This is a genomic window from Thalassospira sp. (assembly GCF_040218635.1).
Taxonomy (GTDB): Bacteria; Pseudomonadota; Alphaproteobacteria; order Rhodospirillales; family Thalassospiraceae; genus Thalassospira.
Genome location: NZ_JAVJRB010000009.1, coordinates 520,773 through 545,292 on the forward strand (window position 1 = coordinate 520,773; position 24,520 = coordinate 545,292).

Below are 24,520 nucleotides of genomic sequence, written 5' to 3' on the forward strand. Positions count from 1 at the left end.
ATGCAGATAATCGAGCTTAATGTTCGATATCGCGCCAGATTTTGCGTTTCACAGCATAAAGCATCGCAGTCAGAACAATCAGGAACAGGATGACCTTAAGACCAAGCTCTTTCCGGGCTTCAAGTTCCGGTTGTGCTGTCCAGTTCAGGAAGGCAACAACGTCGCGTGAATGCTGTTCCAGGGTTGCCGGGGTTCCATCGCTATATTCAACCGCTTCATCATAAAGCGGCGGTGCCATGGAAATCTGGTGGCCCGGGAAATAGTGGTTATACGATTTGCCATCCGACAGGTCGAAGCCCTCAGGTGCTTCTTCCTCATAGCCGGTCAACAGACCAAACACATAATCCGGGCCGCCAACGCGGGCCTTGTTCATCAAGGACAGATCGGGCGGAATAGCCCCGCCGTTCGAAGCAGCCGCAGCTTTTTCGTTCGGGAACGGCGATGGCAGATAATCAGACGGCTTGCCCGGACGGGTGAACATGTCACCATCGTCGTTCGGGCCGTCTTCTACGTCATATTCCGCTGCAATCGCTTTGATCTGGTCTTCGTTGAACCCGATGCCTTCAAGGTTACGGAAGGCAATGAAGCGCATGCTGTGACAGCTTGCACAAACGTTCTTATAGACCTGGAAGCCACGCTGAAGCTGAGCACGATCGTAGGTTCCGAAAATGCTGTCCCAGCTCCATTCCTGTGCCGGCGGCACCGGGGCATCCCCGGCTGCCTTGGCTGCACCACCAGTGAATGCGGTGACCGCGAAGGCGGTGGCAATTGCGGTCAGTGCTAACTTACGCATTTGCACCCTCCTTCTTCAAAACAGACTCACTGATACTTACAGGAAGCGGCTTGGTGCGTTCCATCTTTCCAACCAACGGCATGACCACAAGGAAATGCGCAAAGTAGTAAAGTGTGGAAAGCTGACCCATCACAATCACCCGGAGTCCCGGAATGCCCATGAAGTTGTCATCCGGTGCCTTCGCCCCGCAATAGCCGAGGATGAAGGTATCGATGACGAACAGCCAGAAGAACCATTTGTAAACCGGACGGAATTTCGAGCTGCGCACCTTGGAGGTATCAAGCCACGGAATAACGAACAGGATCACAATCGATGCAAACATCGCAAGCACGCCCAGCAATTTCGCCGGAATGCCAAAGATGGTGAAATCGATCGACCGCAAAATCGCATAGAACGGCAAGAAGTACCATTCCGGCACGATGTGCGGCGGGGTCACAAGCGGGTTCGCAGGGATATAGTTATCCGGGTGTCCAAGATAATCCGGTGCGAAGAAAACAAACGCACAGAAGAAGATCAGGAACACGCCCAAACCGAACAGATCCTTGATCGTGTAATACGGATGGAACGGAATGCTGTCCTGCGGGGTTTTGATTTCAACACCGGTCGGGTTGTTCGAGCGCACAGAATGCAGTGCCCAGACATGCAGGACAACAAGGCCCAAAATCACGAACGGCATCAGATAATGCAGCGAGAAGAACCGGTTCAGTGTCGGGTTATCAACCGAGAAACCACCCCAAAGCCAGGTCACCAGCGGATCGCCAATGATCGGGAAGGCAGAGAACAGGTTGGTAATAACCGTCGCACCCCAGAAGGACATCTGGCCCCATGGAAGGACATAGCCCATGAATGCGGTTGCCATCATGGCAAGAAGGATCAGGATACCGATCCACCACAGCATTTCACGCGGCGCTTTGTATGACCCGTAATACAGACCACGGAACATATGAAGGAAGACAACGATGAAGAACATCGATGCGCCATTCATATGAATATAGCGGATCAGCCAGCCGTAATTGACATCACGCATGATGCGTTCGACCGACTCAAAAGCCATACTGGTATGCGGGGTATAATTCATCACCAGGAAAATCCCGGAGAGGATCATCGTCACCAGAACAAAGCCTGCAAGGGAACCGAAGTTCCACATATAAGACAGGTTTTTCGGGGTCGGATATTCATATGCTGAGTGGTGCAGCATGGAGATAACCGGAAGACGGTCATCAACCCATTTAACCACTTTATTATTCCAGACAGGTGCGCTCATCATACAGCTCCTTAGCCGATCCGGACGGATGTGTCGGTGAGGAAGGTGTAGGTCGGCACCTCGAGATTCTTCGGCGCAGGACCACGGCGGATACGGCCCGACGTATCATAGTGCGAGCCATGGCACGGACAGTACCAACCATCATAGTCACCACGGGCTTCACCCGTGGCGGTGCCCATCGGAATGCAACCCAGATGGGTACACACGCCGACAACGATCAGCCACTCTTTCTTTTCGACACGCGCATCGTCAGCTTGTGGATCGACGAGCTCGTTCAACGCGACCTCGTTGGCCTCATTGATTTCACGATCGGTACGGTGGCGGATAAAGACAGGCTTACCTCGCCACATGACCTTAACTGCCTGACCAACCGGGATGTTGGACAGGTTAACCTCAACTGAGGCAAGTGCGAGAACGTCCTTGGACGGGTTCATGCTGTCCACGAACGGCAACAACGCACAACCGACGCCAACTGCGCCGACTGCTGTGGTCGCCAAGGTCAGGAAATCCCTGCGGTTCTCGTCCGGCTTCTCTGTGCCGGATGGATGCACCGTTTGCGACATAATTTATCCCTCTTTCTGCCCCCAAAACAGGCATGCGGAATGCCCAAACCAAGACTAAGGGCATCGGTGGTTAATTTCCCTTGAGGAAAATCAAACATTTCTGCGGCCAAAAGCCTTTAGGCCTGTTTGTGGGTCCGTATACTAACAAAAATCGGGTTTGTTAAGGAGAACTTGGAGTTGCAATTTGTTTGCATTCAATAAGATCATTCGGTTTTGCACTGCACAAACAGGTAAAACCGGGCGTATTTGCCGGTATCCTGCCCTTTATCAACCAACGGGTTGCGCCTTTGGCTTTTCATATTCCAAAAAAGTCTAATAGGGTTGTTAACGTGTAATTATATGTCTGTGATGATCTGAATCGACAGGGCGCCTGGACGAATCTAAAAGGGTCCCATGAGAATTTGTTTATTTGAACCTGACATCCCGCAAAACACCGGCACCATCCTGCGCATGGCGGCGTGTTTCGGGTTGCCCGTCGATATCATCGAACCGTGCGGATTTTTGCTAACATCAGCCGCCCTTAAACGTGCGGGGATGGATTATCTTGGCAAGGCCGATTATACACGCCATGCCGATTGGCGGGGCTTTGTTGCTGCGCGCAAAAACGGCACACTGCCCGGCCGTCTTGTTCTGTTGACGACCAAGGGGGCGGAACCTTATTGCGACTTTGAATTTCGCAGCGATGATATCCTGATGCTCGGCTCCGAAAGCAAAGGCGTACCCGAAAGCGTGCATGACTATGTCGATGCCCGTGTCGTGATCCCGATGCAGCCGGAAATGCGATCTTTGAATGTGGCCATGGCAACCGCGATGACACTGGGCGAAGCACTCAGACAAACAAACGGGTTCCCGGCCCAACCCGATGACGGACGGAAAGACTGACGCAATGACAGACGCAAAAACGGCTGCAAAACAGGCGATGAAAACCGCCACCGATCACAAGGTCGATGACGCCCTGATTGCCACGCGCAAACAAACCGCGCAAAACTGGTTTGCGCAGTTGCGCGATGACATCTGTTCTGCGTTCGAGTCCCTTGAAGACAGCTATACCGGACCGCTTTCCGACCGCCCGGCGGGTCGGTTTGAACGCACCGTTTGGGAACGCGGCACCAATGAAGGCGGCGGTGAAATGTCGGTCATGAAGGGGCGCGTTTTCGAAAAGGTCGGGGTCAATATCTCGACCGTGCACGGCGAATTTTCCGAAAAATTCCGCAAGGAAATCCCCGGTGCCGACGAAAACCCCAATTTCTGGGCCGCCGGCATTTCGCTGGTCGCACACCCCTGTTCGCCGCATGTGCCCGCCGTTCATATGAATACCCGCCATATCGTCACGACCAAGGCATGGTTTGGCGGCGGGGCGGACTTAACCCCGGTTTTCCCTGATGACACGGATACCCATGATTTTCACGGCGCGTTCAAGGCCGCCTGTGATGCCCATGGGGACGATTATTACGACCGCTTTAAAAAATGGTGCGATGAATATTTCTGGCTGCCGCACCGCGATGAACCACGCGGGGTCGGCGGGATTTTCTATGATTATCTCGATGCCGATTGGGATGCCGATTTTGCCTTTACCAAGGATGTCGGCATGGCCTTTCGCGACATCTATCCCAAGCTGGTTGCGCGCCATTACAACAAACCCTGGACCGATCAGGAACGCGAAGCCCAGCTGGTCAAACGCGGCCGCTATGTCGAATTTAACCTGCTCCATGACCGTGGCACACGCTTTGGTCTCATGACCGGCGGCAATACCGAAGCCATCCTGATGTCGATGCCCCCCGAAGCAAAATGGCCGTAAACCAGCCATAAACCGCTTCGACCCAAGCATCACCCCGGCAATTACGCCACCATCATCCCCGCGCAGGCGGGGATCTCGCCCCGCATGTGCCCGAATGTCGGGACACCCGCCGTCGCGGGTGTGACGGTTCCCCCTCTAGACTTCTTAAAAGGGGACAGTCCCCTTTTAAGAAGCAAAATGGCCGTAATTAAAAGTCTTCGTCATTCCCGCGACGGCGGGAATCTCACCCCGCAAGCACCATGCTATCGAATTCTGTCAGCCAATCGCACCATGAGGTCCATACGCTCATGGAAAATTGCCACAACCAATGCAGGTGTATTTTCGCGTGGCAGACAGAAGATATAGTGACGCGCGCAACGCACCATCCGAAGATTCGGAAAAAGATCGCTCATGTCATGGAATGAACCACGTCCGGCGACAAGATCATCAATTCCTTTTTCCAGTCTGACGACATAGCGGCGCACTTGCGCTGGTCCCCATTCTTTGCCCGTATATCGAATAATACCGCGCAGATCGGCTTCTGCCTCTGCCGTAAGGATATAGCCCGTCACGCGGGCTTCTCGCTCAGTTCTTCCTCAAGGATTTCAGAGATATTTTTTGCAGAAACTTTCCCCGCAACCCCGTCGTGGATGCGGTTTTCCAGTAAGGTTTTCAGCTCTATCCATGCCTTGTCTGCATTGGCATCGTCCGGGAATAAACGTTCGAGCGCGTATTGCTTGATGGTCTTGCCCTGCAAGGCGGCCAGCGCCTTCAGGCTCTGGTGCTGCTGGTCGGTTATGTCGATCGTCAGGCGACTCATAGGGGATCTCCATGAAATTGCACAAACCCACATTAGCACATATGTTGCAACGGCGCTATTGCGCGACCTTGCTCATCAAACGGACGTTTCCCCGGTGGTGCGCCATGCGGATCGGGGCACCAAGGATCGCAACATCGGCATCAATCGGTTTCTTAAAAGGGGACGGTTTCTTAAAAGGGGACAGTCCCCTTTTTCCAAATCCACCGTCATCCCCGCGCAGGCGGGGATCTCAGCCCGCACATGCCAAAACTTTGACCTGATGACCGACGGCACCATCGATGACCGCCGGTGCGCGACACCTGTTAATGGGTGTTTTCCCAGGTTTTCTTAATCAACCAGTCAAGCAGGGTGCTTGTCGTGCTGTTGACCGAGGGGCTGTGCACCAGCCAATAGCCCCGATCCGGGCGCGAGACTTCCGGCCCGGCGGCGACAAGTGTGCCTTGGGCAAGGTGAGGGTCCACCAACCCCCGCCATCCCAGCGCCACCCCCTGTTCGGCAAGGGCGGCCTGAATGACAAAGCCATAAGTGTTCAGGCCAAGATCCCCTTGGGCCGGTTTAAGCGCAACGCCATGCGCGCGCAGCCAGGATGACCATGTCAGCCAGCGATCCTTGCCCGATGCCTCCAGATGTAACAGCGGCACATCGGCAAAGCTGGCCGGACTGTCAAACGGGCCATGCCGTTCAAGAAATCCCGGCGTGCAGACCGGAACCACCCGTTCCGGAATCAAAAGCTGTGCGGCTTCGGGGAAATCTTCCTTTGCCCCGAACAGCATTGCCGCATCCGCATCACGTTCAAGCCCGTCATCAAGGCTTTGGGACGCCACGATATGCACTTCGGCGTCGGGATGCAAAAGGCGGAATTCTGTCACACGCGGCATCAGCCAAAAGGCGGCAAAGCCGAAATCGGTGAAAATCCGCACAGCTGGCACCTGTATGCTGCGCCGTGTATCGCGGGCCGCCTTGTCAATATTCGCGACACTGGCCTGCACCGCTTCAAACAGGATCTCTCCGGCGTCAGTTAGTCGGCTGCCCCCTTGGGATCGATGAAGCAACGTGACACCCAGTTGTTCCTCGACCCGCTTGATCTGATAGGTCACCGCAGGCTGGGTCAGACCCAGCTCATGGGCGGCACGGGTCAGGCTGCCAAGCCGACCGACAGCTTCAAAAATACGCAGCCAGCCAATGTCGAGTGGTCGTTCCGGAGCATGTCGCATCATAAAAAATCTTTATAATAATGATTAAAAAACACCGGGTTTCGTGTTGCGAAGATTTGTGGATTTAATGGTACGCACGTGGTCAACGTCAAGTGCAATAGGGTCCACCCCGAAAAACAGGGCGCATAAAAGCGTCAGAAAAGGGGTGTTGGTGCTTGCGGTGTCTACGGCGCCAGACACACGACTTCAGAAAACAGACGTCTTGGCTCTGCTTAGGGCAGGGGTTGGTCGTTCGCATTCTGTGGCATGCCAGGAGAAAACCTTCTTATGACGTCCCCGAATATTCTCATCCTGATGGCAGATCAGCTCAATGGTACGCTGTTCCCGGATGGTCCTTCTGATTTCCTGCATACCCCGCATCTTAAGGCGTTGGCGGCGCGTTCGGCGCGATATCGTAATTGCTATACCGCATCCCCGCTGTGTGCGCCGGGGCGCGCATCCTTTATGGCCGGACAATTGCCCAGCCGCACCCGCGTCTATGACAACGCCGCCGAATTCAGTTCAGACATCCCGACCTATGCCCATCATTTGCGCCGCGCGGGGTATTACACCTGCCTGTCGGGCAAGATGCATTTTGTCGGCCCCGATCAGCTGCACGGCTTTGAAGAACGCCTGACCACGGATATCTATCCGGCCGATTTCGGCTGGACCCCGGATTATCGCAAACCCGGCGAACGCATTGACTGGTGGTATCATAATCTGGGGTCTGTCACCGGTGCCGGGATTGGCGAAATTTCCAACCAGATGGAATATGACGACGAGGTCGCCTTTCATGCGACCCAAAAGATTTATGATCTTGCGCGCGGGCATGATGAACGCCCCTGGTGCCTGACGGTCAGCTTCACCCACCCCCATGATCCCTATGTCGCGCGCAAGAAATTCTGGGATCTTTATGAAGACTGCCCGGAACTTGACCCTGAAATTGAGGCCATTGCGTTCAACGATCAGGACCCGCATTCCCAGCGCCTTTTGAAGGCATCCGATCATACCGCCTTTGACATCACGCGCGAAAATGTCCGCCGTTCGCGTCAGGCCTATTTCGCCAACATCTCCTATATCGATGACAAAATCGGTCAGATCATGGATGTGCTCGAACGTACAGAGCAGGCTGACAATACCATCATTGTCTTTGTCTCTGACCATGGTGACATGCTTGGTGAACGCGGCCTTTGGTTCAAAATGAGCTTCTTTGAAGGCTCGGCCCGTGTGCCCCTGATGATTGCAGGGCCGGGGATCGTGCCGGGACTTCACACCGATCCGGTCTCAAGCCTTGATGTCACCCCGACGGTTGCCGATCTGGCCGGTATTTCAATGGCCGAAGTCCAACCCTGGACCGACGGAATGTCGCTGTGTCCAACCCTTGACGGCACGGCACGGACCGAGCCGGTTCTGATGGAATATGCCGCCGAAGGATCCTATGCGCCGCTGGTCTGCATTCGCGAAGGCAAATGGAAATACACATGGTGTTCGCTTGATCCCGAACAGCTGTTTGATCTTGAAGCCGACCCGCATGAACTGACCAATCTTGCAACCGATCCGACCTGTGCCAACCGGCTCGAAGCCTTCCGGGCAGAACGTGCGGCCCGCTGGGATATGGATGCCTTTGATGCGGCTGTGCGCGAAAGTCAGGCCCGGCGCTGGATTGTCTATCAGTCCCTTCGCAACGGGTCGTATTTCCCGTGGGATTATCAGCCGCTGCAAAAGGCGTCTGAACGCTATATGCGCAATCACATGGATTTAAATGAAGTCGAAGAAAAACAGCGCTTCCCGCGAGGGGAGTAAGAAGCTGCGTCGGTTGGCCATGTGGGACAGGTTGACCGGCGCAGTTTCATACCAAATGCCTGAAATTATAAGCCGCCTCGCGGCCCGGCTCGGGTAAGGACCGCATTGTTGATCTTGGCGTCGGGGGAACTCGGTGCGGATCACGGGGCTAGGCCCTGAGGCTAAACAACGAAAAGTTGGAAACCCGAAACAGTGAGGTAAGCATGGACGATAAAATGAAGGTGGGCCGTCTGGGGCCCTTCCCGCGTGTCAGCAAGCCGGTCTTTTCGATCTCGGCCTTGCTGATTGTCGGGTTTATCATATTCGGGGCAATCTTTACCGAAACCGCGGCAACGGTCTTCACCGCCGCGCAATCGGGCATTGCCGATTACTTTGGCTGGTTTCTGATCATTGTTGCCAATCTGGCCGTTCTGGTCAGTCTCTATCTTGCCATCGGGCCTTATGGCCGGGTGCGGCTTGGCCGGCAAACAGATACGCCGGAATACGGGCTGTTTTCCTGGACAGCGATGCTGTTCAGTGCCGGTATTGGCATCGGCCTTCTATACTGGAGTGTCGCCGAACCGCTCTATCATTACTTCGCCCCGCCGATTGCCGATCCTGAATCGGTTGCCGCCGCCGAACAGGCGATGACGATTTCGTTTTTGCATTGGGGCATCCATGGTTGGGCGCTGTATTGCATCGTCGGTCTGTCACTGGCCTATTTCCATTACCGCAAGGGGCTCCCGCTTTCGATCCGTTCCGCCCTCTATCCCATGCTTGGCGAACGCATCTATGGCCCTTGGGGGCATGCCGTTGATATCCTTGCCGTCTTTGGCACCATGTTTGGCATTGTCACCACACTTGGCCTTGGCGTCATGCAAATCAGTTCCGGCCTCAACAGCCTGTTTGGTGTGCCTGATACCCTGCCTGTACAGCTTATCCTGATTGCCATCATTACGCTCTTTGCGACGATTTCGGTCATGGTGGGGCTTGATGGCGGGATCAAGCGGATCAGTAACCTGAATATCCAGCTCAGCTTTGTTTTGCTGGCCTTTATTGTCCTGGCCGGACCGACGCTTTTCATCCTCGACAGCTTTGTTGAAAATGTCGGCAACTATGTCAGCAATCTGGTCCAGATCAGCTTATGGAGCGAAGCCTACACCGACACCAACTGGCAGGTCGGCTGGACGATCTTCTACTGGGCCTGGTGGGTTTCTTGGTCGCCGTTTGTCGGCATCTTTATTGCCCGTATTTCACGCGGTCGTACCGTGCGTGAATTTACGCTGGGCGTGCTGTTCATTCCGGTCATCATCCTGTTCTTCTGGTTCACCGCCTTTGGCGGGGTTGCCATCCATATGGAAATGCTCGGCGATCCGGGCCTGATCGAGGCAACCAAGGCAAGCTATGGCAGTGCGATCTTCAAACTGCTGGAATTCCTGCCAATGACCAAGTTTGTCTCGTCTGTCGTGATCGTCATGATCGTGATCTGGTTTGTGACATCTTCAGACAGCGGGTCGTTTGTAATCGACATGCTGACCGCTGGCGGCGATGCCAACCCGCCGCGCATTCAGCGTCTGTTCTGGGCCACGACCGAAGGCGTGATTGCTGCGGTCCTTCTGGTGGCAGGCGGGCTCTCCGCCCTTCAGGCTGCCGCCGTGGTGGCGGGCTTCCCGTTTGCCTTTGTCATCCTTGTGATGATGTACGGACTGCTGCGCGCACTGGGTCGTGATTCGCTTGTGCTTTATCGCTACAAGCAGTGGTACGAAACCGAACTGGAAGCCGAACACAATCTGCCCAATGCCTATGTCGACGAAACCGAACTCCCGGACGTTCACCCCGGGCCATCGACAACGGCACCAAAGCCCGCTGAATAACAGCCAAGGCTTCAAAACATCTGTCAAACGGACCGTCCAACCAGGACGGTCCGTTTTTCGTGTCATGGCGGTAATATCCACGTAGGCTGGAATCTCGCGCCGCACATGCCGAATGTCGGGCACCCGCCGTCGCGGGTGTGACGGTTCTTCCTCTCAAAAGGGGACAGTCCCCTTTTAGTCGCTTTTAGTCGCAGGCGGGGATCTCAAACGGCAAGTGTCTCATGCTGTGGGGTAACGCGATGCGGGCGCAGGTTTTGCCGATCAACCCACCGAACATGGTGGTCTAGTTCGACGGAACCGTCAGGCTTGCTTTGTCAACGGGCGGCATCGTCTGATTAAGGGTACGCCATCCTTCAACGCGTTGGTTGATCATACCGCTATTGACCAGACAGCGGCGAATGAAGCCTTCCTCACGCAGGATTTTGATGCCGCGACTGACCGCATCAACGATCTCGTCTGCATGCGGTAATTTTCGCGACACCATGAAATGCTGGCTTTCCGGCAGCGATACTTTTACCCCGGTGAACGGGACCAACCGGATGCCGTCGATCTCGCGGCCCATATCGGGTTCTGATGAAAACTCCAGAAGCGTGAAATCAGCACGGCGCAGATCGATCAGGGCAAACATCTGTTTGACGGTTGGCGCACTTATCAGACTTTTGGGCGTCAGGTCTTCCATGACTTGCCAATCCAGACGCCAGTTTCGAATGCTGACGCCGCGAAGGTCTTTTGCATCCTCGATGGCACTGCCAGCACTAAGGTCATTGATGCCGCGATGTCCATACAGGCCTTTTTCAAGTTCACCGGCCAGAATGATCGGGGCGGTTTTCAACACAGCATCGTTGTTCTCGATGTTGAACGCCCAATCTGATTTTATGTCGGCCGATCCATCGGCGACCATCACGCGGCTGCGTTCGGAATTTGGCGATGGCACAGGGCGCAGGGGCATGGTTACGCCGCCCTTTTGAAGGGCATGATGCAGTATCGAATAGTTCATCAGGGAAATATTGCTGGATCCGTGATTGGCGCATTGTCGGCACGCCGGGTTCTCGTCAAGCGCACAAGACTGGACTGCAGCAAAATCAGCATCGCGGACAGGGAGTGTGATGACCTGATTTTCACTCGCCAGAACACTTCTTGGCCCAACAGCAAAAGACATGATCGAAGTGGCAAGTATAAAAACTGCCAAGGTCTGCCGCATGACACGCTTCCAATGACGTCATTTACCCGGGTCCTGTCTATATTTATGGTTTGTGCCGGGTAAAAGCTATCCCCATCGCGCGGAGTGAGTTCGAAAACAAATTTTCGAAGGCTGATATATGGCGGGATCCGTGCCAAAGGGGGAAGGGCCGGAATGCAGTGCCCTGATCAATTGTATGATGAATGAAAAGGCCCGCCTTGATTGCGGCAGGCCTTATCCATCAATGGATGATTTTGGATCGCGTACTAATCGTGAGTCTGGCCGCTATAGCGGGTTTGCGCCATTGATGGGCGCGCGCCGAATTCCTCATACCATTTGGCAAGGGTCGGCCGTCCGGCCTTGAAATCAACCAATTCGCGAAAAGCAATCCATTCCAGTCCGGTGGCCAGTGCAATATGCCCGATGGTGACCGGGTGTTCCGGATCAAGATTGGCTTCAAGATAATCGAACGTCTCGATCAGTTTGGTCTTCTGTCCGTCGGCCAGCGGCGGGTAGCGCAAATTTTCCGGGCGACGGGCGGTTTCCCAACGATACAGCACACCGGCCTCGCACATACCTTGCGCAAGTGCATGCAAACGCAAGGCATGCAGCCGTTTCGGGGCCTTGTGCGGGATCAGCTTGCGGCCTTTATGCAGGCGATCAAGATAGTCGCAAATCACAAGCGAATCATAAAGCGTCATACCATCAGGCAGGACCAGAACCGGCACTTTGCCCAGCGGATTGGCGCTAAAGATCGCCTCATTGCGGTTGGTCGGGCTGGTTTCATGATGGACGACATCAATCCGGTGACGCAGACCGGCTTCGATGGCAAAAACAAGCACTTTGCGGGCAAAGGGCGAATGGGTTTGATACAGCAGTTTATGATCGGGTTTTAAATCATCAGACTTTTGGGGCATCGGGGGTGGCCTGAAATGTTAAAATGGCGCCAGATTGCGACTAAGCCATCTTGATCTGATGCAGGCAATAAAAAACCCGATCCAGATGGACCGGGTTGATTATTTGATGAAATTGAATAATCAGGCGGATTATTCAAAATAACTATTCAGCAGCGACCGCCGTTTTCTCGCCCCGGACCAGCGCCATATAGTCTTCCATCATGGCTTTGCAGACGGTCGCAGGGGTGAATTTATACGGCCCGATTTCCGCAACCGGCGTGACTTCAGCCGCCGTTCCGGTCAGGAAACATTCATCAAAATCAGCCATTTCTTCCGGCATGATGGCCCGTTCGATGACGTCATATCCGCGCGCCTTGGCAAGGCCGATAACCGTGCGGCGCGTGATGCCATCAAGGAAGCAATCAGGGATCGGTGTATGGATCTGATTATCTTTAATAAAGAACACGTTAGCACCGGTCGCCTCGGCAACCTGACCACGGTAATCAAGCATCAAAGCATCGGCATAGCCTTTGCGCTCGGCTTCGTGTTTGGACAGGGTGCAGATCATGTAAAGACCGGCTGCCTTGGCATTGGTCGGTGCGGTATTTGGTGCCGGACGCGCCCATTTCGACAGGTCAAGACGAATACCTTTCAGGCGTTCTTCCGGTGCGAAATAGCTTGGCCATTCCCAACACGCAATCGCGACATTGATCCGCGTAGTCTGGGCGGACACACCCATCATTTCACTACCGCGCCATGCGATGCGGCGGATATAGCCTTCGGTGATGTTGTTGGCGGCAAGGGTTTCGATCACCGCGTCATCAAGCTCGGCCGCGCTATAAGGGATCTTCATGTCCAGAATTTCACCGGACTTGATCAGGCGTTCGCCATGCTCGGAAAGCTTGAAAACCTTGCCATTATAAGACCGCTCACCCTCAAATACCGCACTACCATAATGGACAGCATGGCTCAGCACGTGCAAAGTGCTTTCACGCCACGGTTTCATTTCACCATTATACCAGATAAAACCATCACGGTTATCAAAGGTCAGAGCCGTCATTTGCCAGATTCCAATTCAATTGCACCCTTGGACGTAACTTTATGTCCTTAATTGTCTGGTCGAAGTAACATTCATAGATTATTATGTCAACAAAACTGACATAACGGATAAGCATGGCAGATATCTCAACACGTAAGGTAAACCCGCTTTTCCTGCGGGAAGAAGAGCTTAGGCAAGGCATCGAATTGCTGTTTTATGCCTATCGCGATTTCACTGCGGTCGCAGACCAGATGCTTGAGCAATATAATTTCGGTCGCGCCCACCATCGGGTCATTTATTTTGTAAGCCGCAATGCCGGTATTACGGTCAGTGAGCTGTTGTCGATTCTCAAAATTACCAAGCAGTCCTTGTCCCGCGTGCTCAGCCAATTGGTCCGTGAAGGGTTTATCGAACAAAAAACCGGCCTGCAGGACCGCCGCCAGCGTTTGCTGACCTTGACCGAAAAGGGCGAGGCGCTTGAACGTGAACTGACCGAAAAACAGCGCGCCCTTATCGCAGCTGCCTACCGTGAAGCCGGTGCAGAATCGGTTGAAGGTTTCCGCAAGGTGATGCTGGGCATGCTTGATCTTGAAGACCGCAAACGGTTTGAAGATGACGGCCCCACCGGTTTGCGCAGTCGGGCAAGTTAAGCCCGTTTGCGGGGCGGGTTTTGTCCTTAACACGGCGACAGCCCTAAGCAGATTGCATTCCCCGGTTCTGAAAATTCTTGTGCCTGAACGCGGTGACCGCAAAATTGCCATGGATATGCTTACGCTTTTGAAAGATTTTGGCCCCAGATTATTGGGCATAAGGCCAAATTAAGTTAGGCGTTCGGGGGAATTCGATGACTGGAGCGGATCAGCCACATATTCTTGTGGTCGACGATGATGATCGTCTGCGGGATTTGCTGACCCGTTACCTTGGTGAGAACGGGTTTAGTGTCTCTGCCGCGCGTCATGCCGCCGAGGCCCGGGCAAGCCTAGAGGGGCTTCAGTTTGATCTGATTGTTCTGGATGTTCTGATGCCCGGTGAAAAGGGTGTCGATCTTGCGCGCAGCCTACGCGACTCCGGGGCGAAAGTTCCCATTCTTTTGCTAACAGCCCTTTCAGAAACCGAAGACCGCATTGCCGGGCTTGAGGCGGGGGTCGATGATTATCTGGCCAAGCCGTTTGAGCCGCGCGAACTTGTCTTGAGGATCGAAGCCATTCTGCGCCGCTATGCCCAATTGCCAGAAGAAGACGCCGAACAAGAGGCCGTTCCGGTGTCCGACATGGTTCGGTTTGGACAGTTTAGCTTTGATGTTTCGAAAATGATTTTGCAGCGCGGCGATGATCATATTTACCTGACATCTGCCGAACAGGCTTTGTTGGCGGCACTGGTCAAGCAGCGCGGACAAACTATGTCACGTGAACAGCTTCACGCCATGATGAGCGGAAATGCCGTTGATCCTGCGGGGTCGCGCAGCATTGATGTACAGGTAACCCGCTTACGTCGGAAATTTGAAGATGACCCAAAGCAGCCAAGATACTTGCAGACCGTACGCGGTCGGGGCTATGTGCTGTATGCCGATTGAACTGGAACAGTGATTATGATCAGGTGTGACGAAATGAACAGGGAAGTGCACCGTGGGTAACGAACAGAACGGGCCGATCAAGTCATTCATGCCGACGGGGCTTTTGGGCCGGTCGCTTTTGATCTTGATGACACCGATGCTGCTTTTGCAGATCGTCACTGTCCTGATCTTCTTTGAACGTCACTGGGATACGGTCGCACGCCAGCTCAGCCGTGGGCTTGCCGGTGATGTGGCGTATGTTATTGATTATATTGGTCAGTTCCCCGACGAAGAGCACCTTAAATGGCTCCAGCATTCCGCACGGGCGCGGTTGCAGCTTGATCTTGTGTTCGAACCAGATGAAATCTTGCAAGAACAGACCGATACACCGCCATTCGGCCTGGTGTCGGAAGAATTGTTTGTCGCCCTTGATGAACGCTTGGCGCGTCCGTTTTATTTCAACCTTGATCTGGATGACAACCGGCTTGAAATCCGCGTTCAGTTGAAAGAAGGCGTTCTGTCAATCGTTGCGCCGCGCAAACGGCTTTATAATTCGACCACCTATATCTTCTTTATGTGGATCGCGGGTTCTGCGCTGATCCTCTATGGGGTTGCCGTCATCTTTATGCGCAATCAGGTGCGTCCGATCCGCCGTCTGGCAAAGGCGGCCGATCAGTTTGGTCGCGGTGTCGATGTCGAAGATTTCAAACCCGAAGGGGCGGCAGAAGTCCGCATGGCCGCGTCATCCTTTATGGCGATGCGTGATCGTATCGGGCGGCATTTATCCCAGAGAACAGCGCTTTTGGCTGGCGTGTCGCATGATTTGCGCACGCCTTTGACGCGGATGAAGCTTGAACTGGCGATGCAACAATCATCGCCAGGCGTCGATGCGCTTAAACAAGATGTCGTCGATATGGAACGCATGGTTGATGCCTATCTGGCATTTGCCCGCGGCGAAGAAGGCGAGAAGGCGGTTCTTGCCGATATCGGCAAACTCCTGACCGATCAGGTTGGTGAGGCGCTTCGTGACGGGCAGCAGATTGACCTTCACATCGAAGATAATCTTGAGATGGAACTCCGCACTCAGTCCGTGCGCCGCTGCATTTCAAACATCATGTCCAATGCCGGTCGTTACGCCAATAACCTTTCGGTTCGGGCCGGACGTCGGGGACAGGATTACGAGATCGTCTTTGACGATGATGGTCCGGGGATCCCGGCGGACAAACGCGAAGACGTCTTCAAGCCATTCTTCCGGCTTGAGGAATCGCGCAATCAGGCGACGGGTGGTGTTGGCCTTGGCATGACGATTGCCCGTGATTCCGCCCGTGGTCATGGCGGCGAGGTTTTCCTTGAAGATGCACCGGGCGGTGGATTGCGCGTTCGCCTGGTTCTGCCGATTGGACATTGATCCGGATATTATCTGACATGCAAAAGCCCCGTTTGATGCGGGGCTTTTTGTTGGGCGGGGTTTTGCTGCGCAATCAGAAGAAAGTCGCGATTTCCGAAAGGTCTTTCTTCTCGGTCGCGTGGGTCGGGATGGTGGCATCCGGGGCAGGGTAGCCGGTCACAAGCAGGATATAGGGTTTGTTGTGATCCGGGCGTCCGCAAATGTCGGTCAGGAAGCTCATCGGGTTTGGCGTGTGGGTCAGGGTCGCAAGGCCTGCACGGTGCAGGGCGGCGATCAGAAATCCGGTTGCGATCGAAACGGATTCCGGCACGTAATAGTTCTTGCGCATCTTGCCATCGGCAGAGGTGCTTTTGCGTTCGCCAAAAATACAAATCAGCCAGGGGGCGGTTTCCAGAAACGGTTTGCTGTCATCAGTGCCCAGCGGCTTGAGCGCCTCAATCCATTCTTCACCACCCCGACCTTCGTAAAAGGCGCGTTCTTCTTCCTCTGCCGCGTCGCGGATTTTCTTTTTCATTGCCGGATCGCCAATGACCGAGAAATGCCATGGCTGATGGTTGGCACCATTCGGCGCGGTTCCGGCCGCACGAATACAGGTTTCAATAATATCACGCGGAACCGGGCGATCCGAAAAGTCGCGCACGGTGTGACGTGTTTTGATCTCGTCATAGAAACCTTGGGCACGGGCCCGCATTTCGGCCAGGTCATATTCCTGATAATCGGGAAGGGGAATGGGCAGGAAATCGGTGGTGAGGGTTTTGAGGGATGACATGACACTTCCTGAAAGTTTGTATTGTTATATTGTCAGACAATCTTATGGGTGCAGCGAAATTGCGGCAAGTGTAAAATTGCGGCGGCATCTGCGGGGTTGGATGCACATCGTCGATGAAATAGGCCCAGACCTTGGCGAACACGGGTCTGGTTTCTGCCTGTGCCAGCGAGCATCGGGGATGTTTGCCGCTTGTGCTTGGCTGGTGTCTTAACGGGCGACCGGGGCAGCAAAATGATCATCGGACAGGGCCTGCACCAATTGGCGGGACTGATCAACATGATCAACCATGATGGTTTCGGCCAGCATGGCATCGCCTGTGCGCACCGCATCGACAAGGGCGCGATGCGCAGCATTGGTGCCCAGAACCTTGTCATCGGCGACCAGAACGCGAAATTGCAGCCAATAGACATTGTTTGAAATGCGGCGGAGTTGTTCGCGCAGAAGCCCGTTTTCGCTGACATCGGCAAACAGCATATGGAAGGCAAGGTTGTGGCGTGACATGGCGTTCAGATCGCGGGTTTCTTCGGCCTTATCAAGGGCGGCCTGAATGTCCTCCAGTGGTTTGATGTTGGCCGTGATCATGGGGGTTGAAAGCCGGACAGCCAATCCTTCAAGGGCTGCGCGCACTGTAAACAAGTCATCGACTTCGCGGCGGGTCATGTGTCGGACACTGACCCCGCGATAGGGTTGTGATTGCAACAATCCGTCCGAGCTTAACTGACGAAAGGCTTCACGCACCGACGGGCGGCTGACATTAAGCTTTTGCGCGAAATCAATTTCGGTCAACCGTTGCCCTGGGACCAATCGTCCTTCGCGGATGGCGTTGGTGATGGCATCGGCAATCTGGGAGACTGCAAGCGTATCGGCGGAGTGTTCAGTGTTCTGCGACATATATCACTCGATTGAGATGTGTCATTGCGCGACTGTAAAGCATGAGTCTATCACAGCATGAGATTGTCTTGCCAAACGGGGCTGGTGTCCCTAGTTTGCTTGATTGTCAGACAATATTCTACATTTATTTTGTATGAATTCATGTAATTTACACAAAATGATAAGAAATATGGATTGTTTTCTTGCGATATACGCGTAAGTGATGTTAAATCGCGCCAACTTGGCATGGACGATGTGCCGGGATATATATCCGTGTTTCCCGCCACGGTCCCACACACAGACAGACAAAACGGATTGATGTAGCGTTATGGTCAGCAATTTTAACGAAGAAACCGTCACTTATGTCCATCACTGGACTGACACTCTCTTCACGTTCAAAACCACCCGTGATCCGGGCTTCCGATTTATCAATGGTCAGTTCGCGATGATCGGCCTTGAGGTCGAAGGCAAGCCGCTTTTGCGCGCCTATTCGATGGTCAGTGCCAATTATGATGAAGAACTTGAATTCTTCTCGATCAAAGTGCCGAACGGTCCGCTGACTTCGCGTTTGCAGCATGTCAAAGTGGGCGACAAGATCCTTGTCGGGCGCAAGCCGACCGGAACGCTGATCCATGACAACCTGTTGCCGGGCAAAAACCTGTGGCTTCTGTCGACCGGTACGGGCCTTGCCCCGTTCATGAGCGTTATCCGTGATTACGAAACCTATGAGCGCTATGAAAAGGTTATTCTGGTGCATGGCTGCCGCGAAGTCCGCGAGCTGGCCTATCAGGAATTCATTCACAGCGAACTGCCAAACAATGAATTCTTCGGCGAAGATGTTCAGAGCAAGCTTTTGTATTACCCGACCGTCACCCGTGAAGAGTTCAAAAATCAGGGCCGCATCACCGAACTGATGAAGTCGGGCAAGATTTATGATGACCTTGGTCTGACCAAGCCATCCTTGGAAAATGACCGCTTCATGCTGTGTGGCAATCCGGAAATGATTGCGGAAACCCGCGAGATGCTGGTCGAATGGGGTGGCAAAGAAGGCAATATGAACGAGCCGGGCCACTTCGTCATCGAGAAGGCCTTCGTCGAAAAATAAGCCAGTCGGCACTTTGATGAACAGGGCAGCACCTTCGTCGGGAGGTGCTGCTTTTTTTTTGTTTTGGGAAGACATCAGGCCAGATGGAGCGGGATTTCTCGCCTGAGGATTTTCCCCGAGCCGTTTGATCGTTTTCTGATGAAAACGTAAGGCCGGGATTAAGTTTGGGCTAAGCGGAAACGTCCTTGGGTCGAACGGTAATCTCCTGCCGGGCGCGATTGCGCCGAAAGACTGCTCTTTTGAATATTCACCAATGGTATATGTAAAATAATATACAAATGGATAGATACCTCCCCAAATGGGGATGTCTCGGCAGATCGGCGATTGGTAAGTTCGGTTTGTCAAATATGTCGATGGTCGCATAAAGACACAGGCCCGGAGTTGGTCATGAATTCAATGAGTTCGATTGTGCGGGAAACCAATGATACTTTTAGCGATATGATTTCCGCACTAGATGCATCATTTGCGGTTGTTGAATTCGATCTGCAGGGCAATGTCCTAAGTGCGAATGAAAGTTTCCTGTCCCTGACGGGATATCGTGAGGATGAGCTTGTCGGACAGCCTCAGTCTATCTTGCTTCCTGATGACGAAGAAAGCAGTCTGGAACATTCAATGTGCTGGGCAGACCTGAAGGCGGGTAGCTTCAAACGGGCAGTTCTGCCACGCATAACCAAATCGGGAAAACGTATCTGGATCGAAGCGACCTATACGCCGGTGCGCAATGGCCATGGCGACGTCGTAAAGATCGTCAAAATTGCGACAGACGTGACCGCAGCTCAGAAGAAAATGTTCGATCTTCAGGGCAAGGTCGACGCGATTGAGCATAGCCATGTTGTGATCGAATTTGATCTGCGAGGCAACGTCCTTCGTGCAAATCATCATTTCCTGTCGACCATGGGATATGAGGAAAATGAAATTATAGGCCGTCATCACAGCATGTTTGTCGACCCGGACTATGCCAAGAGCACCGATTATCGGGCATTCTGGCGGGCTCTTGCCAAGGGGCATCATAGTTCCCGTCAACTCAAAAGAATTGCAAAGGACGGTCGGGATATCTGGTTTGAAGCGACCTGTAACCCGGTATTCGATCCCGATGGTGGTGTTTGTAAAGTTGTCAAATTCGCTGTTGATGTTACCGATCAGGTCACGGCACTTATCGATTTGAAATCGATCCTTGAAGCAAGCTTTGACGACATTGATCAGAATATTACGACGTTTGATCGGAACAAGGGCGATGTTGTCGCCTCCTGCGGTAAAGCAATGGCGCATCTTGAAACCAGCACCATGATTGGCAGTCATCTTACGAGCAGCGTTGACGAAACAATGATCAGGATGGTCGAATTTCGTTCTGTTGCCGACCATGTTTTTGAAACAGCGATTGAAGGTGACGTTGCTGCCGTGGCGTTGGAACAGGCAATTGACGCGCTGCGTGATGCGATGAAGGACTTTCCTGATGTTACGCAGCAAATTGATTTTCTGGAAGAGCGGGTCGATGCAAGTACAAGGATTTCATCGACACTTCGTTCTGAGCTGACGGAGATGTTAAGCCGCGTTGCGATAGTGTCTCTGGCAGTAAAAAAGCAAAGTGAAATCACCGCGATGGTGACGGGCGAGATGCATGGCGTACAAACTTCTCTTGAGTCGGCTCAGGGGGGCTTGGCAAGCATGCAGCAAACATCGGAACAACTGGCTGTTGTCGCCGGAACAATCCGCGAAGCGGCGACTGTTTTGGCACGCTAGCCGGACTTGGCAGCGTGGCACGAGCGGGGGGAGGACAGGTATCAGTCGGTACCTGTCCTTTTCTTTTTCAGTCGGAAATCTCAGGCGCTAGGGGCTTAACCTTAGAACAGGCGCACGCCATTGGGGACATCGTGATCCGGGCGGATCAAAACGATGCCTTTGTCGTCTTCTCCGTCGGGGAAGCCCAGACACAGGAATTCGGACATAAACGGGCCGACCTGTTTTTTGGGGAAATTGATCACGCCTGCGACCTGACGCCCGATCAGTTTTTCCGGCGTGTAGTATTTGGTGATCTGGGCGGATGTTTTGCGGGTGCCGATGTCAGGACCGAAATCGACCCAGAGTTTAAGTGCGGGGCGGCGTGCTTCGGGGAATTCCTGTGCGTCTATGACGGTGCCAACCCGGATGTCGACTTTTAAAAAATCATCAAAACTGATTTCGCTCATGATCTGTTCTCCTTGTGATGACGGAAAACCTAGTGCGATCTTTTGGTCTTGAGAAGTTCAAAGCGAAGGGGCGGGCAAATACTGGATTTTCAGCACAAGAAAAATGGCAGGACCATAAGATCCTGCCATCAAGTAGATTACGGGAAGATGTCAGCCTATGCTGTTACTTCGCAACTGCACTCTTTTCGATTGCAGTTTTGAATTCGTCGAGAGATTCGGTAAAGCGGCTCTGGAGAAGCGAAAGTGCTTCTTCCTGAGATTTGGTTACCAGACCTGAAAGTTCCTTGGCATTCGAAAGTGCTTCTTCATAAGCAGCTTTCGCGACTTCGGTCTGCTTTGCAGCAGACGCCATCGGGTCGTCAGCGGAAGTAGCAGCAAAATCTTTGCCCTGTGTCTGGACTTTGTCCAACAGCGACTTGAAGATTTCGCTCTGACGCTGAGCAACAGCCTGGAAACCATCGAAGGCAACCTTGTTGGCTTTGGTCAGGGCTTCAACGTTTTTACGCTGAAAAGCCATCATCTCGTTCACGTCTACGCCCGGAATTTTGAAGTCCGCAGCATATTTGGTGAAGTCGACATCAAAGAACGGATTGGTAGCCTTTTTAGCGGCGGTCATAGTGTGCACTCCATCAGCGATTTGCAACAGGTGTGAAATGAGGCGCATTGTGCGCCGCACAAATTCAACTGCAATATGCCGGAATAGACGGCTTTCGTCAAGGATTATTTTGCACTGCACAAAAACCGTAAGGTTATTGTTTTATGTCCGTAACATAACCCTGGGTGTTTAGCTGTTTTTCAGGTTCCAGATCAATAACTTAGTTGGCAGATGCCGACGCATTCCCGCTGGAACCCTGCGTTTTTTCGTGATTGGTTTGTTCGCCTTGTGCCGGTTTTTTTGCTGCAAAGCGGTGGCATCTTTTTGAAATTTTGCCGCACAGTCGGTTTGCCTTGCCAAGACCCTTTTCAACCCGGGCATCCCATAGGGCGGCCTTTGACAATTCGCGATCAAGCATGGCCATGGTCGGACCAGAATCGGTGCTGGTGTCGTCCAGCCAGAGTTTAAAGCACCGTGCATAGATCCCGGTCATCGCGGCGATGCGTAAACTTCCCTGAATGCCTCCGGTTCGGAAGCCTGCTGCTTCGAGCATCCAGCGCATGGACCCGAAATGGGTTTTGATTGCACGAAGTGAATCAGCCGGACCCAGATCGCCGCGTGCGGAAATGATGGATCGCAGGGCAGGGCGATAATCGGCGAGTGTATCAAAGCGCGCCATAATGATTGCAATAAGACGGTCATGTCCGGGTTCGTCGAAATCTTCGTCATCAAGATCGGCCAGAACGTCGCGGTCGATCTTTTTTGAAAACTGGCGAAGGATATCGCCCTTGCTTTTGCAATGGTCATAACAGTCGGCAACGGTCAGTCCGGATGCCCGGGCGATATCGATCATGGTGACGTCATGCCAGCTTTTTTCTGCTGCGAGTTTCATGGCAGCAGTGATCAGGGTATTTGGAATATCCTTTTTCGCAGGCATGACTGTCTCCATTAAATGTGGGTAAAAGGCGCGGTATCAACCCGCCAGTTCAACTGATCTTTTGCGGGCGGCTTCAACTGCGCGGGTCATCAATTCAGGCAGGCCTGATTTCTGATCCATCAAAACATCAAGCGCGGCTGCAGTGGTGCCGCCGGGGCTAGTGACATTCTGGCGCAAGGTTGCAGCGGTGTCTTCGCTGGCATCAAGAAGGAAGCCTGCACCAACCACCGTCTGGCGTGCAAGCAGCATCGCCTGATCGGCAGGAAGGCCTGCGGTTTCGCCAGCCTGTGCCATGGCTTCGACCAGATGGAAGATATAAGCAGGTCCGCTGCCCGACAGGGCGGTTACCGCATCCATCAGATTTTCATCTTCGACCCATGATACCAGACCAACGGTTTTAAGCAGAGTTTCGCACATATCGCGCTGGGCGATGCTGACATTATCGGTCGGGCACATCACGGTCATGCCGCGCGATACGGCAGCAGGCGTGTTGGGCATGGCGCGGACAATCCGGGCCATTTCGCCAAGGTTGCTGGCAAAGAAGTTGATGGTCTTGCCCGCAGCCACGGACAGGAACACGGTTTCGGCCCGGACAAGCGATTTATAGTTGGCAATGACATCTGGCAGAACTTGGGGTTTGACGGCGAACAGAACCACTTGGGGGATGAAGTCCTGCGGCACGTCTTTGATGTCGGCCACACCATTGATGCCATAGCTTGTTTGAAGTTTTTCAGCCGTTTCGGCCTGCTCGACAATATAGACATTGCCAGCTTCAAGACCTTGGGCAAGCCAACCTTCAAGCATGGCACTTCCCATTTTGCCACAGCCGACCAGCAAAAGACGCGTATTCATAAAATCTGCTCCGCTTTATCCATCGGGTTCTTCATCGGATCCTGTCGATCATGATGCCATCAACAGTCCTGATGCAATGCCGTAGCGATCTTCTCAAGGTGGGTCAAGTCAGGGCAGAGAGCAAGAGGCAGGAATAGATCGCGGCGGAATTTACCTGTGGCGGGGGTTCAAGGTTTGTTTGGCCAAGATGGATCAGGATCACGGGATTTTATGTTGCAGGGGGCCGGTCAAAAGCCCCGGCCCTGCCAATTATCTTGTTTTGAGAAAATCGGGTGATCGGTGAAAAAAATTCAACCAGAGACGAAAAAGGACGGCGATGATGCCGCCCTGATCACTTTATCGGAAAGGGTACGGGAGTTCGGCCTTATGCCTGACCAACCGGTTCAAGCATCGAATGGGTCAGGGCATCATCGGGTGATTTGCCCTGTTCGAGAACAAAGTTAAAGGCCGGGAAAAAGCGTTCGCATTCCGAAATGGCGATATCGATCATTTCTTCGAACTGTTCGACCATTGGCGGGACGTCACCACCAAACAAAAGGGTATGACGGAACAGCGGCATGTTTTCTTCAAGCCACAGTCCGAAATGCCCGATCCAAAGCTGCTCATTGCATTTGGCAACCAGTTCGTAAACGCGTGAGCGCAACGGTTCGGGGACGAACATATCAAAGCAGCAGGCGATATGAAGCGCCTCTGCGTCTTCGCGCCAGGTGAAATAGACCAGATACGTGCACCAATGTGCCGGAATCTCGACCACCACCTCGTCGGTGCTGCGTCGTTCCAGTTGCCATTGGTTGGTGCGGGCGATATCTTCGACAAGAAGCAACGGATTTTCGTCGCCAAGGTCGTCGATATCCTCCAGTTGGTCGTTCATATAAATTCAGCCTGTATATGCATATGCGAAAGGGCGCGCACTATATGCCGGTGTGCCGCGCGTTTCAACTGCCGCGCAACGCAGGACAGCAATGAATTTCGGACAACCACCATCTTCCCCGTCCTGATCGACTTTTCAGCCAATAAATCGTGACGGTTAATTTGGGGTTAGACCCGGTAAACCATATGTGGGGA

25 protein-coding genes are annotated in these 24,520 nt (G+C 53.4%); 9 read left to right on the forward strand and 16 right to left on the reverse strand.

Going from position 1 to position 24,520, the window contains the following annotated elements:
- Positions 1 to 16: 16 nt before the first annotated feature.
- The 3 genes from RIC05_RS10180 to petA are packed head-to-tail and all read right to left on the reverse strand — an operon-like array spanning position 17 to position 2,620.
- The gene (locus RIC05_RS10180; RefSeq protein ID WP_350046972.1) at positions 17 to 793 is read right to left on the reverse strand and encodes a cytochrome c1; all 777 of its coding nucleotides are present in this window, start codon (positions 791 to 793) and stop codon (positions 17 to 19) included.
- The gene (locus tag RIC05_RS10185) at positions 786 to 2,060 is read right to left on the reverse strand and encodes a cytochrome b (protein WP_350042274.1); all 1,275 of its coding nucleotides are present in this window, start codon (positions 2,058 to 2,060) and stop codon (positions 786 to 788) included. Before RIC05_RS10185 ends, RIC05_RS10180 begins: the two co-directional genes overlap by 8 nt.
- An 8-nt stretch (positions 2,061 to 2,068) precedes the next feature.
- On the reverse strand, positions 2,069 to 2,620 hold the full coding sequence (gene petA / locus RIC05_RS10190) for a ubiquinol-cytochrome c reductase iron-sulfur subunit (protein WP_350042275.1): 552 nt from the start codon (positions 2,618 to 2,620) through the stop codon (positions 2,069 to 2,071).
- 393 nt (positions 2,621 to 3,013) lie between these two features.
- On the opposite strand from petA, the gene RIC05_RS10195 reads away from it, so the two are divergent.
- On the forward strand, positions 3,014 to 3,502 hold the full coding sequence (locus tag RIC05_RS10195; RefSeq protein ID WP_350042276.1) for a tRNA (cytidine(34)-2'-O)-methyltransferase: 489 nt from the start codon (positions 3,014 to 3,016) through the stop codon (positions 3,500 to 3,502).
- A 4-nt stretch (positions 3,503 to 3,506) separates the two neighbouring features.
- Complete coding sequence (gene hemF, locus RIC05_RS10200; RefSeq protein WP_350046973.1) at positions 3,507 to 4,418, forward strand: oxygen-dependent coproporphyrinogen oxidase; 912 nt, start codon at positions 3,507 to 3,509, stop codon at positions 4,416 to 4,418.
- A gap of 242 nt (positions 4,419 to 4,660) precedes the next feature.
- On the opposite strand, the gene RIC05_RS10205 is transcribed toward hemF, so the two are convergent.
- From RIC05_RS10205 to RIC05_RS10215, 3 genes are all read right to left on the reverse strand, one after another.
- Positions 4,661 to 4,969, reverse strand: coding sequence for a type II toxin-antitoxin system RelE/ParE family toxin (locus RIC05_RS10205; protein WP_350046974.1), 309 nt, complete (start codon positions 4,967 to 4,969; stop codon positions 4,661 to 4,663).
- Entirely contained in the window at positions 4,966 to 5,217 is a 252-nt protein-coding gene (locus RIC05_RS10210) for a type II TA system antitoxin, ParD family (protein WP_350046975.1), read from the reverse strand. Before RIC05_RS10210 ends, RIC05_RS10205 begins: the two co-directional genes overlap by 4 nt.
- Positions 5,218 to 5,519: 302 nt before the next feature.
- The gene (locus RIC05_RS10215) at positions 5,520 to 6,434 is read right to left on the reverse strand and encodes a choline sulfate utilization transcriptional regulator (protein ID WP_350046976.1); all 915 of its coding nucleotides are present in this window, start codon (positions 6,432 to 6,434) and stop codon (positions 5,520 to 5,522) included.
- 264 nt (positions 6,435 to 6,698) lie between these two features.
- Here RIC05_RS10215 and betC point away from each other — a divergent pair, with 264 nt between their 5' ends.
- Both betC and RIC05_RS10225 read left to right on the forward strand, forming a co-directional pair.
- A complete protein-coding gene (betC, locus tag RIC05_RS10220) occupies positions 6,699 to 8,213 on the forward strand; it encodes a choline-sulfatase (RefSeq protein WP_350046977.1) in 1,515 nt (504 codons plus the stop codon).
- A 203-nt stretch (positions 8,214 to 8,416) separates the two neighbouring features.
- Complete coding sequence (locus RIC05_RS10225; RefSeq protein WP_350046978.1) at positions 8,417 to 10,066, forward strand: BCCT family transporter; 1,650 nt, start codon at positions 8,417 to 8,419, stop codon at positions 10,064 to 10,066.
- A 283-nt stretch (positions 10,067 to 10,349) separates the two neighbouring features.
- On the opposite strand, the gene RIC05_RS10230 is transcribed toward RIC05_RS10225, so the two are convergent.
- From RIC05_RS10230 to RIC05_RS10240, 3 genes are all read right to left on the reverse strand, one after another.
- Positions 10,350 to 11,267 carry a hypothetical protein gene (locus tag RIC05_RS10230; RefSeq protein ID WP_350046979.1) on the reverse strand — a complete coding sequence of 306 codons (918 nt, stop codon included), beginning with the start codon at positions 11,265 to 11,267 and terminating at the stop codon, positions 10,350 to 10,352.
- 245 nt (positions 11,268 to 11,512) lie between these two features.
- Positions 11,513 to 12,163, reverse strand: coding sequence for a glutathione S-transferase family protein (locus tag RIC05_RS10235; RefSeq protein WP_350046980.1), 651 nt, complete (start codon positions 12,161 to 12,163; stop codon positions 11,513 to 11,515).
- Between the two features lie 142 nt (positions 12,164 to 12,305).
- Positions 12,306 to 13,202: a branched-chain amino acid aminotransferase gene (locus RIC05_RS10240; RefSeq protein ID WP_350046981.1), complete on the reverse strand. Its 897-nt coding sequence runs from the start codon at positions 13,200 to 13,202 to the stop codon at positions 12,306 to 12,308.
- A 113-nt stretch (positions 13,203 to 13,315) separates the two neighbouring features.
- Here RIC05_RS10240 and RIC05_RS10245 point away from each other — a divergent pair, with 113 nt between their 5' ends.
- The 3 genes from RIC05_RS10245 (at position 13,316) to RIC05_RS10255 (ending at position 16,141) form a co-directional block, all read left to right on the forward strand.
- Positions 13,316 to 13,831, forward strand: coding sequence for a MarR family winged helix-turn-helix transcriptional regulator (locus tag RIC05_RS10245; RefSeq protein WP_350040837.1), 516 nt, complete (start codon positions 13,316 to 13,318; stop codon positions 13,829 to 13,831).
- A 194-nt stretch (positions 13,832 to 14,025) separates the two neighbouring features.
- A complete protein-coding gene (locus RIC05_RS10250) occupies positions 14,026 to 14,754 on the forward strand; it encodes a response regulator (RefSeq protein ID WP_350046982.1) in 729 nt (242 codons plus the stop codon).
- A 52-nt stretch (positions 14,755 to 14,806) separates the two neighbouring features.
- A complete protein-coding gene (locus RIC05_RS10255; protein ID WP_350046983.1) occupies positions 14,807 to 16,141 on the forward strand; it encodes an ATP-binding protein in 1,335 nt (444 codons plus the stop codon).
- 73 nt (positions 16,142 to 16,214) lie between these two features.
- Here RIC05_RS10255 and RIC05_RS10260 read toward each other — a convergent pair whose 3' ends face one another.
- Positions 16,215 to 16,910 carry a nitroreductase family protein gene (locus RIC05_RS10260; protein ID WP_350046984.1) on the reverse strand — a complete coding sequence of 232 codons (696 nt, stop codon included), beginning with the start codon at positions 16,908 to 16,910 and terminating at the stop codon, positions 16,215 to 16,217.
- A gap of 207 nt (positions 16,911 to 17,117) precedes the next feature.
- Complete coding sequence (locus RIC05_RS10265) at positions 17,118 to 17,801, reverse strand: GntR family transcriptional regulator (protein ID WP_350046985.1); 684 nt, start codon at positions 17,799 to 17,801, stop codon at positions 17,118 to 17,120.
- Between the two features lie 307 nt (positions 17,802 to 18,108).
- On the opposite strand from RIC05_RS10265, the gene RIC05_RS10270 reads away from it, so the two are divergent.
- A complete protein-coding gene (locus RIC05_RS10270; RefSeq protein WP_350046986.1) occupies positions 18,109 to 18,885 on the forward strand; it encodes a ferredoxin--NADP reductase in 777 nt (258 codons plus the stop codon).
- 387 nt (positions 18,886 to 19,272) lie between these two features.
- A complete protein-coding gene (locus RIC05_RS10275) occupies positions 19,273 to 20,625 on the forward strand; it encodes a PAS domain S-box protein (protein ID WP_350046987.1) in 1,353 nt (450 codons plus the stop codon).
- Between the two features lie 101 nt (positions 20,626 to 20,726).
- On the opposite strand, the gene RIC05_RS10280 is transcribed toward RIC05_RS10275, so the two are convergent.
- The 5 genes from RIC05_RS10280 to RIC05_RS10300 all read right to left on the reverse strand — a co-directional run bounded on the left by RIC05_RS10280 (position 20,727) and on the right by RIC05_RS10300 (position 24,326).
- Positions 20,727 to 21,071: a tRNA-binding protein gene (locus RIC05_RS10280; protein WP_350046988.1), complete on the reverse strand. Its 345-nt coding sequence runs from the start codon at positions 21,069 to 21,071 to the stop codon at positions 20,727 to 20,729.
- A 163-nt stretch (positions 21,072 to 21,234) separates the two neighbouring features.
- Positions 21,235 to 21,687: a phasin family protein gene (locus RIC05_RS10285; protein ID WP_350059756.1), complete on the reverse strand. Its 453-nt coding sequence runs from the start codon at positions 21,685 to 21,687 to the stop codon at positions 21,235 to 21,237.
- A 199-nt stretch (positions 21,688 to 21,886) separates the two neighbouring features.
- Positions 21,887 to 22,603 (reverse strand): TetR family transcriptional regulator, encoded by a 717-nt coding sequence (locus RIC05_RS10290; protein WP_350046989.1) that lies wholly within the window; start codon positions 22,601 to 22,603, stop codon positions 21,887 to 21,889.
- 36 nt (positions 22,604 to 22,639) lie between these two features.
- On the reverse strand, positions 22,640 to 23,455 hold the full coding sequence (gene proC, locus RIC05_RS10295) for a pyrroline-5-carboxylate reductase (RefSeq protein WP_350046990.1): 816 nt from the start codon (positions 23,453 to 23,455) through the stop codon (positions 22,640 to 22,642).
- Positions 23,456 to 23,819: 364 nt separating this feature from the next.
- On the reverse strand, positions 23,820 to 24,326 hold the full coding sequence (locus tag RIC05_RS10300; protein WP_350040826.1) for a type III secretion system chaperone family protein: 507 nt from the start codon (positions 24,324 to 24,326) through the stop codon (positions 23,820 to 23,822).
- Between the last annotated feature and the right edge of the window lie 194 nt (positions 24,327 to 24,520).